Below are 14,007 nucleotides of genomic sequence, written 5' to 3' on the forward strand. Positions count from 1 at the left end.
AAAAACGCTGTCATCTCTCGTCATTCGGACAGTTTGACCGCTGTACTTCTCATACTTTTATTGTACTTATATTTTAAATAATGATGTTTTGCGCATATTTTAATCCGTTCCATATTCTTGGCACAATTGCATGTCATAAACCCTAAATTGAACTGTATCTGTCAATTAATAGGGGGTATTAATATTATGATGCGGACTAAACTGTGCCTAGCCTTGCTGACTTTGGGGACGACTGTCCCCAATAGTGCGCAAGCTGCCATGGCACCATTAACAATACATGTTGATGAAAATACCAAAACGAACACCACTATAGGTCGGGTGAGTTTTGTTGATGGCGTATCTGATAAAACGGTGCGCTTGGAAGTAGGTAAAACGGACATTAAAAACTGGGTAACCAATGGTGAAGCATTTGAGCCCATCTCATTCTCCTCAAGTTTTACACAAGCGCCGATTGTTTTTGGTCAGATCCAATCCAATAGTGACTATGCAGTAGAGTATGAAGTAAACACCTACTCTTATTCGGGACTAACGAGCAAAAACAACAATAGATTATTGATGCGCCACCGCTTAGATAACGTGAGTGCGCAGGGTTTTGAGGCCGTACTTGAATCTGAGCTCGATAAAAAAGGCACCAGTGTTATTCAAAGCTTTACCAATACCGGTGAGGGTGAAACGCTTGGCTGGATAGCATTTGCTGAGCCCATCTCAGCGCTTTGGAATGACAAGCCATTTGAAGTTTCAAGTACAGGCACTACAGTGACACATCAGGTGCATGGTCACGCATTTAGTGCGCCTATTACAGAAACCCCAACTCTTTTAACTTCCTTATCGTCCTACAATGGCACTTCTCAAAGCGGTGTGGCGATTGATGAAGTCTCTGCAAACCGTGTGAAAGTGCACATTGATAACATAGATGATGACGCCCATGCAGCTGAAAACGTCAATGTCTTCGCACTGCAAGGCTCTGGCTTTTTATTTACAGAAAGCTTGGCGATTGTGGGTGAAACGGGCGTCATCAAAGTCGCTGATTCAGGCAGTGATGCGCCATTTTCAATCACTTTTTCGAAATCTTATAATAACCCAGTTGTATTCGTTCAAGCGGTCGGGATCGACAAAGACATTGTTGATGCGGCGGTACGCTTCAATTTCGTTGCGCCTATGATGCTGCAAGGATATTTGCATGGCGATAACGAAAGTGTGGTACCAAATCGCTTTGGTGAGTTTGAACTGCATTATCAAATCTTTGAGGCGGGTCGTTGGGATATACCACTGGAACATTATAGCTATGAAATCGTCTCTGGTAACGATGCGGGTGTGTTCTCAATTGATGCAATCAAAGGTGACATTAAAGTTGCTGACCAAACGCAATTAGATTTTGAACTAGGTAATAACCAGTATTCATTGACAGTTCGTGCAACAGATGGCGCGGGTAATCATTATGACACGCCAGTTACGATTAATGTTACTGACATTAATGATTCTTTGAACAACAATGCGCAATCCATTGATGGTCTAGCAGCGGATGACTGGGCTGGTTGGTCAGTCGCCCCTGCTGGGGATGTAAACGGTGACGGTTTTGACGATATCATTGTCGGCTCTCCTCAAGCAGATGTTTATCGAAATGATGGCACCTTTATGTACGAAGATAATGGTGCCGCTTACGTTCTTTTCAGTGATGCAACGGGCACATTCCCATCACTAACGGAAGTGATCGGTGGGACTCGTGGTTTTGGGATCATGGGAGCTGAGTCTGGCGACAACGCAGGTTTTGCTGTTGCTGGAGGCGTTGATATTAACGGCGACGGATTATCAGATGTAGTAGTTGGTGCGCCTTATGCAGGTACTAACGGTAAGAATTCAGGTTCAACCTACGTTGTATTTGGCAAAACAGACACTAACTATGTATCCCTGTCTGATTTAAACGAGGGAGGCAGTGATGACGGGTTTGCTATTCATGGTGCTTACACTGAAGACTATGCTGGTGGTACGTTAGTTGTCGGCGATGTGAATGGTGATGGTCTCGGTGACATTGTTATCGGCGAAACAGTCACGCGTTTTTTAGCTGGGACTGGTTCATTTGAATTAAGAGACTTGTTAGAAGATGGTACCGCAGATCCTAACTTAGCCTATGTTGTGTACGGTAAAAAAGACAATAACGTGGTTCAGTTAGCAAACGTTGCAACAGACTACAATACACAAGGTTTTGCGATCACTCGTCCAAGCAGGAGATTGTTTAGTGGGTGGCACTACGGTGCGCAAGTATTACCCACCGGGGATTTTAACAGTGACGGCTTAACAGACTTTATCGTGAGCCACGGTTTATATGTTGATACGTCCGGCACCAGTTATGTGGCATATGGCCGTATCGGTGGTGAATCAATTAAGTACAACAGCATCAAATCGAGTGGAAATGGCATTAAAATCATTCCTGAAGCCAGTGGCAACTATGGTTTTGATTTTGGCCGTGCAAGCTTAAATACATTGCCTTCATTTACCACCTCTCATGTTGGTGACGTGAATGCCGATGGTGTTGACGACATCGCCTTGTTACTGACCGATACAGGGTGTTGCTCTGCCATTGAGCACCCGCGTGCGTATATCTTATTTGGTGGCGTAAATGTTGCCGATGAAATTAACTTAGCGGATATTGCTCAAGGCAACGGCGGCTTTGTTATTCATAACGATGCGTCCAACATTGATCACAGTGATTTGCAGGTTATTTTGGGCTCCATAGGTGGGGCAGGCGACTTAAATGGTGATGGTTTTGACGACATCATAATAGGCGACCCATTTGCAGAAGATAACAAAGGTCGTGTGTATGCCGTATATGGGCGTGCAGGTACAGATCCTGTTTACCTAAGCGAAATCATTGAGACAAAACAAGGTTTCTACTCTGAAGGTAACGGGGGCGAGCAGTTAGGTCAGTTCATCGCCAGCGCCGGCGACATCAATGGCGATGGCATCAAAGATATTCAATTTGGTACGCCTTCTGCTGATAAAAACAATTTAAGCAATACCGGTGCAGTGTATGTATTAAACGGCGATGGCAATTTAGTGACACTGTGGGGCACTGTGGGTGATGATACAATCGCAGGTGCAGCAACGGCAGATAATATTGCAACGGGAAGCGGTGATGATGTTATTCGCACCAATGGAGGGGCAGATGCGGTGTATGCAGGTCCCGGTGAAGATACCATTTACATTTCTGATAATACGTTTACCCGTATCGACGGGGGCGGTAATACAGATACGTTAATCTTTGACGGGGCAGGTATTAATCTCAATCTCGCCGCGCAAGCATCTCGCGTTCGTAATGTTGAAGTGTTTGATATTCGAGGCTCAGGTGCAAACTCAATCACACTGAATAAAAGTGTCAGCAGTAACTCAAACTTGCGCATTTTAGGCGATGATGATGACTACATTGGTGCGGCGAACAACCAGTGGGTTGACTCAGGCACAACGCAAGTTATCGACAATATCACTTATAAAGTGTTTACAGCCGGTGCTGCAACCATGTTAGTGCAAGATGGTGTGAGTATTGCCGTTAACAATGCACCGACTATTGAAGCACAATCTTTCACTGTGAGTGAAGCCTCTGCAAGCGGTACTGAGATTGGCACTATTTTGGCCGACCCTAATGATGTTGGCGACTTTGTGACTTTCCAAATTCTAAGTGGCAACACAGATGGTGACTTAGTGCTAGATGCACAAACCGGTGTATTGAGCATCAGCCCTGACATTTCTCGTTTAGACTTTGAGAACACCGCTACGTACAACTTAGAAGTCATCGTTTATGACCAATACAACACCACGGATGTGGCAAACATTACCGTTGATGTATTAGACATGGAAGCCATGACTATTAGCTTTTCCGGTGACGCAAGTGGTGAAGGCAGTTATTGGGGTGATAATACAATACTTGAATTACTTGGTATGAACTCACCTGATTGGGCATCAACGGAAACTAAGATGACGTGGACGCTTCCTAATGAAGATACTGGCGCGGTAACATGGCCTGCGTTTAGAGTGAAATCTGGCGGTAAAATTCATTATGTCGGTGGTCTTGACCTCTTTGGTGGTTGGGTTGAAGCTGATATCCCGCTTGCGATGGATCTAAAGTATCCTGATGAAATTCAAGTAGGGCAACCTGTTAACTTAACCACGCAATTTAAAGTGGACCCAGGTTCTAACTTCATGGCGTCTTCCCCAGGCGTGCAAATCTCAGCTGAGTTAATTGTTGAAGACTTCTTTATGAGTTTCGAGTCGGAAGTATTTCCGAATCTAAACGACAAAACTGAAATAGAGTATGGCTCATATGAAAAAACCGTTGGGTCAGAATCTATTGGTATTTATGGTGACAACTGTGCAAACGCACTTAATCGTGCTGATTGTTATGAGTTGGAAGACGGTGTAGAAGTTTACGATTTAACGCGTGAGTTGACGGATGATGAAATTGCTAAACTCATTGCAGAGCACCACTATGAGTTATCGCTAGCAACGACCATTGCGCATGCAAGACAAGTCAGTTCGAACCTAACGTACGACACCAGTATGGTTGACGGCGACTACCTTGTAGATGTTGTGTATGCTCATCTAGGTGCGACCGATGGATTTGAAATCATCAGCACTGATCACTCCGATCCATTGGCATCGATCACCTCTTTTGTTCGAGCTGAAACGACAGACGAAGAGATTGCGCTATATATCAAAAATCTAACTCGCGATACGTTAGCTGCTGATGTCGCAAACAGTGCCAGAAAAGCCATTGAAAAAGCCATTAACTTAGAGGTAGATAAATTACGCTTTCTTGCTGATCATGACTTAATTGATTGGGTGTCTGAAGAAGTCTATTGGGGTTCAAATTGGACCAAATGGCATGCGAAAGCAGGTATGGAGGCGGTTGAGGGCACGTCTGAGCAATGTATTGACGATTTTTATGCGCCAGTGGGTGAAGATTTATATCGTAGTTATAAATTCAGTACCTTAGATACTTTCGTCAGTATTACGTTGGATTTATTCCAAGACTTTGAGTTGAACATTGAACCTTCAGCGATTTTAGTGTTAGAAGATGGCACAGAAATTTATTTTGACCCAGAGGAAGACATTACTTTTACACCTGAGCTTGAGCATGACGTAAACAACGACGGTATGATTGACGCGACATTAACGGTTAATGTTGAGTCTAAGTTCGTGAACAACAGTAAGATGAAAGCGTCATACAAAATGCCGTTTAAATTTTTAGAGTTTTCTTACAACGTGCAAGAAGCTGTGTGTACTGATGCCCAAGCTTACTTTATGGGTAAGCAAGGCATACAGTACGAAAAAGGCTCCTATGGTCCGTTAATGGATAGTGAGTGGGTATTTGAGTTCTCTGACACGGATTTTGGTGGTCCAACTGAAGTTACCCTTGCAGACAACTCATATACAACGCACCTGTCGTTTGACTTGTGTAATACTAACGGCGTGTGCGGCGAGCCGGTATTGTCTTACAACAATAATGTGCCTGTTGCCTCGGATGTCACAGTAACGGGTGAGTTTATTGGTAAATCGACAGTATCTGCGACTTATGCTTACTCTGATCCTGACGGGGACATTGAAGAAGCGACACGTTTTCAATGGTATCGCTCTGCAACTGGTAATGAGACTGACGCACAAGTGATTGAGGGTGAGTTATTTCAATCTTATACCTTATCATTAGAGGATATAGATAACTATGTGGCATTTTGTGTTACCCCTGATGATGGAACTGACTTTGGTAACCCTGAATGTTCTGAGTGGGCCTATGTAGAAAGCCCGTTCCATAAAGATTTGTCTATCATGAATGGTTTTGGCCAATCTATCGTGTTTGATGGCACGGATCAAAGTATGGTTCAAACTCTGAACTCAGGGTTTAATCCAAATAGCTCTTATACAATTGAAGCATGGGTGAAAGTGAATGCATTGAACCCCGATGACAACTCAAACTTAGTCACCTTTACAGAAAGCGATAATAAGTCAAAAGCTGCAATCAGGATTTTCTCTGATGGCCGCTTACGTATTAAAGCAACGAATACCACATTTAAATCAACAGAAACAGTGACTGTTGGCCAGTGGCAACACTATGCCATCAGTTATGAACAGCCGACACAACAGTTATCTGTGTATTTAGATGGTGAGTTGATCATCTCTGAAATTGATGCTGCTGACCCAAGTAACGTTTACTTTGTCTGGGGCTCAGGCAACGATGGTGTAAGCAAGAAGCTAAATGGTCAAATTGATGAGGTCCGAGTTTGGAACCAAGCCTTATCACAAGAGACAATTTCAGCTCATCGCGCACTAAGTGCATCGTTAAATGACTCAAGACTCGTGTCTTATTACAACTTCGATACTGTGGTTGATGGGAGAGTGGAAGATCTTACAGGTCAAAGTACGATGACGCTGGTGAACAGCCCTAGTATTGTAAAATATGATACGTACTTAACACTCGATGGTAATGGCGATTATGTCCAAATTGCTGATGCAAGCGATGGCTCCATTGACTTTGCAGGTGATAATTTTACCGCCTCCGCTTGGATCTATTTAGAGCCAGGTTCTAATGGTACAAATCGTAACATCTTCGCTAAAAAAATAGGTGGAGCGCCAGGTTACAAAGGCTGGAGATTATTAATTAATAGCTCTAACAAGTTGCAATATAATCACGACGCTTCCAATAATGGTAAAAAGACATATACAGCAGGGTCGTTTAAGACAGGCCTTTGGTATCATGTCGCCGTTGTTGCTGATTGGGAAGGTGGCAAGGTAAGACTATATATGAATGGCAGTGAAATTGGTGGCTCAGGCAATGGCTTGGGTAACCTACGTAATTTGAGCAACCATGTACCACTGCGCATTGGTGCATACAGCTCTACCAATACGACATCAAATACATTCAAAGGCCAGATCGATGATGTGGCTGTATGGACGCGTGCACTGTCTGAGGATGAGCTTAATGCGTGTATAGATGACATGGTGTTGGGCTGCGAACAAGACCTATTAATCTATTATGACTTCGAGCAAGAAGCCCGCGAAAATAAAGCAGTTGATAGATACAACGGTACTATTTTTGGTGCGGCTGAAGTCAATCATGGTCTGGATGTGAAGTTTACCACGACTGAGTATGTTTCGTTTGTCGGTAAGCTTCCTGGTGGGTCAGGTAACACGTTTGGACTCGCTGATGCGCCAGCTTATGGTGAGGTAGTCATCGATGAGTATTCAGGTGAATTTACCTATACGCCAAATGGTAGCGCAAATGGCGCCAGCGATTCATTTAGCTATGTCGTTTACGATAACAACAATGGATATAGTCTCAAGCAGGTTGTGACCATTGAGTTTGAATAAGCTTATAAATAATTAAAGTGTATAAAGCCGCGATACTAATAATGTCGCGGCTTTTTTATATACGCAAATGAACACACCTAAGCACAGGAGTTATGGTGATTTAGTTTTATTGAGTTGGGGGCATAAAGTTCATATGTATCTGCTCCTCTACCAAGATAAGTCCTTCTTCAGTATAACTATGTTAGGCGTTAAACATGTCCATTGCACAGGGAGTATTACACAGAAATGGTGTATTACCTCGTTATCTGCGCGACTGCTCTAAAGTCGTAATAACGCTTTACCTTAAGTGTGATTATGTCTTTTTTTCACTTCAATATCCCCGAACTTGCTGCGAACAGTTCCTAAAGTTACGCTAATCCGGTTTTTTGCAATACCTGTCAGATCTGACAGGTATGAAAATGATTTGGAATTTTTATACTCATTTCGGTACGTCGTAAGGGGAGAGCTACCGATGAGAGTCGTTACAAAATGTGTAAACTATAATTCAATTCCACAAGAAGAATATCAGCAAATTTGTCGTTTGCGTTATCAAGTTTTTGTTAAGCGCCTAAAGTGGGAACTACATACTAGCAAGCAGTTAGATCTGCAGCTTGAGTCTGATGAATACGACTATTCGAATGCGCAGTATCTCTACGTTACAGACAATAGCATGCAGATTTATGGATGTTGGCGAATTCTCCCAACTTTGGGGAGATATATGCTTAAAAACACGTTTCCTACTTTACTTGAAGGCCACTCCATACCTGCTTCTGAATCCGTTTACGAGCTGAGCCGCTTTGCTGTTGATAAGCGTCTTGCTCAATCAGAAACCAATAAAAGCAGCAGTATTACGATGAAGCTATTCAAAGGCATATATGACTATGCCATTGAAAACGGCATCAAGGAATACGTCACGGTAACCACAACTGCAGTTGAACGCATTCTTAAGCGCATTGGGATCCCATTTACTCGCATAGGTGACCAGAAAGTACATTTACTTGGCAATACAAAGTCGATTGCGCTCAGTATTCAGGTGAATCGTCAGTTTATGCTCGCCGTCCAGGATGAAACCTGTAGCTAACAATATTAATTTGATAAGGAAACATCATGAACACCGATCGTTACGATAGTCTGACTGAAGTTGAAGTCGAAGGCCTAAGTTATCTTTATAACTTTGCAGACGGACATGCTTACCATGATATTAATGAGCATTATGTCGACATTATTAATAACTTGCAGCGCTACTGGCAAGAGGGTAAAGAGCACTCTATTCCAGATATGGAGAAAGCGTTTAAAAACCAATTTGCGGAACTCATTGACTCGTCGACATTGCACTCCACTAACCATTTTAGTGTGTGTCCGACTGCGTCAAACTCAATTGATATTGTTGCAGCGTGGCTCCATAAGGAGAATAAGCGTACCGCATTAATTGAACCTGCTTTTGATAATTTATATCTACTTTTGAAGCGTCGTGGTGTTGATATTAGTGCGTTTGATGAGTTGGCATTGAAAAATGAACATCAATTGGCACAGATAGTGAGTAGTGGCGACATTGATGCATTGTTTCTAGTCAATCCGAATAACCCAACTGGTTTGGAGATGACTGAGTCTGAATTTATTTATCTTGTAGAACAATGTAAAGCACACAACATCACCATTTTGTTAGATAGAACATTCAGAATCTATGGCAAAACTAACTTCGATGACTATCAGATCCTAGAGCAATCTGGCATTGATTACGTTGTGATTGAAGATACAGGTAAAACGTGGCCAACCCAAGACCTCAAAATCAGCCTGATGGTTTATTCAGAGGCCATCAGCAGCACAATGCGCTTACTCTATGAAGAGATTTTCCTGTGTAGCAGTAATTTTGCTTTGGCATTGCTTAAGCAGTTTATTGCGGTCACAGCCAAGTTTGGTGTTGATGCGACGATTAAAAATGAAGTGAGAAGGCGCAGTGAAACCATTAATGATGCCTTATCGGGTACAGGATTGAAGGTTTTTGACAATGATGAGAAGTGTCAGCTACCACTATGTTGGATAGACATCAGTGCAACAGGGTATGACGACGTCAGTTTTGCCGCTCGCCTAAAAGAGCATGATATTGCCGTGTTACCAGGGCGCTTCTTCTATTGGAATTCAAAATCGCAGCACACGCAGTTTATCCGAGTTTCTCTGATGAAACCTGATGCGGAATTCTATGAAGGGGTTGGCAAGCTAAAAGAAGCTGTAACCCGAATCTTGGAAAAGTGATATGAAAAAGCTACTTGTTACTGGCGATGTTGATATCACTCAATTAACGCAGTTAGATTGCCAAATTTGTCACCTCAAAGAGCCAAAAGATGAGCAACAGATCATCGATGCGCTGGTGGATAGTCATTATTACATTATCGGTGGTCCTGAGCATTGTTCAGCGCAGTTTTTAAGTGCTGCTCAAGTGCTTGAGTTGGTGGTGGTGCTTGGCACTGGCACGAGTAGTTTTATCGATCTTAAAGCTGCTTCTGAGAACGGGGTTAAGGTGATGAATACCCCTAAGCTCAATGCCCAGACGGTGGCTCAGTTTGCTTTTGCCACCATGATAATGAGGAACAGCCGGTTTCATTTTTCATGGCAAAAGATGCAAGCAGGCACGTGGTTTCAAACTCCTTACAGAGAGCTTGCGGGGTCGAAAATCGGGTTGATCGGGCTTGGGAACATTAATCGTGCTTTACTCGCGCTGATACGCACCGTGAGTGATCAGCCTGTTTACTATCATGCAAGCTCTCCTAAAGAAGCATTACATGATACCCATCGACTTGAATTTTTAGCGTTACCGGAACTCATGAGCACCTGTGATTTAGTGGTCGTCAGTGTGACGTTCAATGAGACAACTCAATCGCTGATTGATGAAAACGTTTTGGCTAATGCCAATCAAGAGCTGGACCTACTGTGCTTCAGCTCCCCACACGTCATTTGTCCGACAGCGCTGAGGAATGCGCTGACAACAAAAACAATTCGCTCCGCATACATGGATGGGTATTACCAAGAGTGGCTAGACACGCCCGGCGTTGCAAATGATCAGTATGGGTTGTTGTCGTTAGAGCCCTCGGTATTTATGGCAACGACTCATATTGCTGCGCAATCGCGAGAAGCAATACAGGCTTTGCTGGCCAAAGCGGTGGACAATATTAAACAACATGAAAGGAGTCGCCATGGGCGCGTATGACAATCTTGATATTGCATTTTCTGGTTGTATTACCAGTAAAGCTTTAATGCTTGCAGAGCATATAGGGCTCTTTGAGCACCTAGATGACAATGACCGTGTCAGTGAACATCTATTGAAAGAAGTATATAAAGATAAAGGGTCGTATTTAGACGCAATTCTCAATTCTCTGTGTGAAGGCGGTATTTTTTCAGCGCAGCAAGAGCAATACCAATTATTGGTCAGTCGGGAAAAGATTAAAAAGAAAGTCCCGATATTTAAACTTTGGCTGTATGCCTATCGTGATTTACTCAGTGAACAAGAGCGTATGTTTGATGGGGAGCTCGATCGCATCCCTTATGATGGTGGCAGTGTTGCAAAACACTCCGCGGAAATTGGCTCATCGTTCATTGATAAGCAACTAGACCAAGTCGTTGCTGAATTAGACTTAACGGGCACATTGTGTGACATGGGATGTGGCGCTGGACTGCGATTAATCAAGCTGTGTCGAAACTTTGGTTTGAAAGGGATAGGTATGGATATGGATGCTAATGCGGTTGCATTGGCGAACCAAAACCTGGCCAAATCAGGGGTCGACGGTGTGGAGTTTAAACAGCAAGATATCACCAAAATTGAAGGTCAACATGAAGACATTGAAGCCATTATGTTTACTTTCTTCACACACCATATTGAGCCAAATGAACGATTAGAGCGCTTGCTGAGCAACTATCGTGAAATTTTCCCAAATCTAAAGTACATCGTTATTTTTGATACGGTCACTGGTGAAAAGCCAAATGAAATTAATAACATATTTTCAAAGGGGTTTGATTATATTCACCGACTTCAAGGATTGATCCCTCGCACTCGTGCAGATTATATGTCTATTTTTGACAATAGCCGGTTAAGTATTACCAAAGAGATCCCACTCGCTGTTGATAACAGTTATGTGTGGATATGCAAGGTTGCATGATATGAATGTGCTGATACTGGGATGTGGGGAGGTCGGACAGGCCTGTGCGCAAAGGCTGTTGATGGATCATAGTGTGGAAAAGTTAACGCTGCACTGTAAGTCTATGCAAAGGCGCACAGCGCTGACAAAAGAGCTAGGTCAAGAAGATGGCGTTGATATCATTCATTTTGACATCTTCTGCAATGAAGGTTTTGACAGACTATCGGCGCTAATTGAAGCGCTAAAACCGGATTACATTATTGATTGCTTACCGATTGGCAATATCTTGGTGCCAATATTTAAAAATACGTCGCTCGAACAGGCCTCAGAAATGATGTTTGCGTACTTTAATTGCTTAAAAGCGGCATTTGAACACGGGGTAAAGCGTATTCAAAAGGTGTCGAGCGGTGGTGCGGGTGGTTTGGGAGTCAGCTGTCCTTACCGACATGGATTATCGACGATCAGTGGCGGAGACCTGTTATTGTGGAAAATTTATTTTAATGGTGCACTGCATCAACTGCTGATTAATTTACATGAAAGTGCGCATGCCTCTGTCGGACTGACCATCCCAAGGGCTTTGATAGGGTATGAAGCCACTGACGAGGCACATATTATTGGCTGTGGAGATAGCACTGTCTACACCCGTACTGAGTTGGAGCTTTGCGCTCATCCGAGTCAGTTTGGCTTCATCACCAAAGAAGATGTTGCAAGATCTACACTTAATTCACTTTTTTCAACGTGTTTTGAGCAAGACTGTATCACTCAAATGTGCCGAGCGGGGATCAATCAATCTTCACACAGTGCGCAGCTACTCGAGTCGCTAACGCAAGATATGGCCCTGCACGAGCAATCGGCCGGGATCAGTGTGATTTCTTTGGGATCGCTTGGCAATCAAGTAACTAAGGACATGATTGAATTACTGTTAGCCATTGAATGGCAGCGTGGTCAGTATGATCAAAGCATAGATCCTCGCTCGTTTATCAGTAGCCGCGGCTATTTTAGTCAAAACGTCCTGAATCATTTTGAGTTTAGCTGTGGTGCTGTTGATGGCGACAGGCAAATCGATCACTCGCTATGTAATCTCAACCACTGGCACGCCTTGGCATTACGGCACACCTCAAATTCAGAATTAACGACAAAACATATAGGCCGTTATTTAGCTGCTATCTATCAACATAAAGGAATTGAGAAAAAATGAGAGATTTCACGACCGAAGAATTAGAAAAGCTATCCGTTGATGGCTACAAAATATGGCAAGAATTAAAACATAATCAGACGCTTAATCGTGATGAACTGAATAAACTAAAAGATGAAAAGTTTGTCAAAATGGTACGCCACGCATATAACAATGTGCCCATGTATCGCGCTAAATATGACCGTCATGGTGTAGACATTGATCAGATCAAGGGGGTTAAGGATATTGCCAAACTTCCCATCATTGAAAAAGATGATTTGATAGATAACTTCCCTCATAACAGCCTGGCTGAGGGCTACTCCCTAGACAATGTACAAACGGCTATCACCGGTGGGTCAAGTGGTAAGGTTGTGCGTGTAGCTTATAGCGACGATACCATGATTGAGCGTGTTGTTACTGCCTATCGGATCTATCACATGATGATGGATGGCTACCCAGAACACTATCGTCAAACTTATGTTTACACTGGTGTTTATCCATTTGCTTCACTACCAGAAGGGCGCTTTCCTCTGACGCATATTTGGACCCTAGATAGTGTAGAAGACTCTCGCGAAAAGCTGGTGGCATCAAAACCACATATGTTGACACTTTACCCATCCAAACTGAAAGATATTTTGACAGGTTTGAATCAAGACGATATTGAGGCCATTCGCACTAATTTGAAATGTATTAATGTGAAATCAGAAATGTCTCTACAACAAGAGCGTGATCAGTGGAGTGAGATTTTTGGCGTCCCTGTTTTGGACGAATATGGTTCTGAAGAGCTTGCGGGTACGGTAGCTGCACAGTGTCGTCACGGTGGTTATCATATTTGGGAAGATATCAACATTGTAGAAGTGGTTGATGAGCATGATCAAGTGATTGAAGATGACGAATTGGGCGAGCTCATTGCGACCAATCTATATAACTGGGCGATGCCGATTATACGTTATCGTCAAGGTGACATGATCCAGTTAAAACCGGAAGACGAACCTTGTGCTTGTGGCCGCATATTCAGACAAATTGGCGACTTTAAAGGACGCAGCAATTCTAAGTTTAAAACCCGTGAAGGTAAGGAATACTCCCCAGGTTACCTGTTGGATGTCGGCTATACACGATTAATGAAATACGGGGAACATCTGGCATCGTGGCAGTTGATCCAAGATACACTAGACAATGTGTATTTTGATTGTATTCCGACGAGCAAAATGACTGATCAAATTAAAGGTGATATTGCCAGTGAGATAAATAGCCTATTGCACAATAACTTTGATGTTACCGTTCGGTTTGTTGATGACATTAAAATTACTCCGCGCGGAAAGCGTAACCAAATAATTTCAAATCTTTAAATGAGCGGAGTTGCCGAGT

The 14,007-nt window shown here is 43.1% G+C and carries 7 protein-coding genes; all 7 read left to right on the forward strand.

The window, feature by feature from the left end; translation table 11 throughout:
- Positions 1-186 precede the first annotated feature (186 nt).
- Positions 187-7,356: a LamG-like jellyroll fold domain-containing protein gene (locus N473_RS23695; RefSeq protein WP_063370092.1), complete on the forward strand. Its 7,170-nt coding sequence runs from the start codon at positions 187-189 to the stop codon at positions 7,354-7,356.
- 451 nt (positions 7,357-7,807) lie between these two features.
- Entirely contained in the window at positions 7,808-8,416 is a 609-nt protein-coding gene (locus N473_RS23700) for an acyl-homoserine-lactone synthase (protein WP_039608189.1), read from the forward strand.
- Positions 8,417-8,442: 26 nt separating this feature from the next.
- Positions 8,443-9,588, forward strand: coding sequence for a pyridoxal phosphate-dependent aminotransferase (locus N473_RS23705; protein WP_063370093.1), 1,146 nt, complete (start codon positions 8,443-8,445; stop codon positions 9,586-9,588).
- A 1-nt stretch (position 9,589) separates the two neighbouring features.
- Complete coding sequence (locus N473_RS23710) at positions 9,590-10,540, forward strand: 2-hydroxyacid dehydrogenase (RefSeq protein ID WP_063370094.1); 951 nt, start codon at positions 9,590-9,592, stop codon at positions 10,538-10,540.
- Positions 10,527-11,486 (forward strand): class I SAM-dependent methyltransferase, encoded by a 960-nt coding sequence (locus N473_RS23715; RefSeq protein ID WP_063370095.1) that lies wholly within the window; start codon positions 10,527-10,529, stop codon positions 11,484-11,486. The genes N473_RS23710 and N473_RS23715 overlap by 14 nt, the downstream gene beginning before the upstream one ends.
- Position 11,487: 1 nt before the next feature.
- Positions 11,488-12,663 (forward strand): NAD(P)-dependent oxidoreductase, encoded by a 1,176-nt coding sequence (locus N473_RS23720; RefSeq protein ID WP_063370096.1) that lies wholly within the window; start codon positions 11,488-11,490, stop codon positions 12,661-12,663.
- Positions 12,660-13,988: a phenylacetate--CoA ligase family protein gene (locus tag N473_RS23725; protein WP_063370097.1), complete on the forward strand. Its 1,329-nt coding sequence runs from the start codon at positions 12,660-12,662 to the stop codon at positions 13,986-13,988. Before N473_RS23720 ends, N473_RS23725 begins: the two co-directional genes overlap by 4 nt.
- The last annotated feature ends 19 nt before the right edge of the window (positions 13,989-14,007 follow it).

Source organism: Pseudoalteromonas luteoviolacea CPMOR-1, from assembly GCF_001625685.1.
Taxonomy (GTDB): Bacteria; Pseudomonadota; Gammaproteobacteria; order Enterobacterales; family Alteromonadaceae; genus Pseudoalteromonas; species Pseudoalteromonas luteoviolacea_K.

Excerpts from the sequence above, each read along its gene's own strand:
- N473_RS23720 (WP_063370096.1), top strand. The coding sequence starts at position 11,488 with ATGAATGTGCTGATACTGGGATGTGGGGAGGTCGGACAGGCCTGTGCG.
- N473_RS23705 (WP_063370093.1), top strand. The coding sequence starts at position 8,443 with ATGAACACCGATCGTTACGATAGTCTGACTGAAGTTGAAGTCGAAGGC.
- N473_RS23700 (WP_039608189.1), top strand. The coding sequence starts at position 7,808 with ATGAGAGTCGTTACAAAATGTGTAAACTATAATTCAATTCCACAAGAA.
- N473_RS23725 (WP_063370097.1), top strand. The coding sequence starts at position 12,660 with ATGAGAGATTTCACGACCGAAGAATTAGAAAAGCTATCCGTTGATGGC.
- N473_RS23695 (WP_063370092.1), top strand. The coding sequence starts at position 187 with ATGATGCGGACTAAACTGTGCCTAGCCTTGCTGACTTTGGGGACGACT.
- N473_RS23715 (WP_063370095.1), top strand. The coding sequence starts at position 10,527 with ATGGGCGCGTATGACAATCTTGATATTGCATTTTCTGGTTGTATTACC.
- N473_RS23710 (WP_063370094.1), top strand. The coding sequence starts at position 9,590 with ATGAAAAAGCTACTTGTTACTGGCGATGTTGATATCACTCAATTAACG.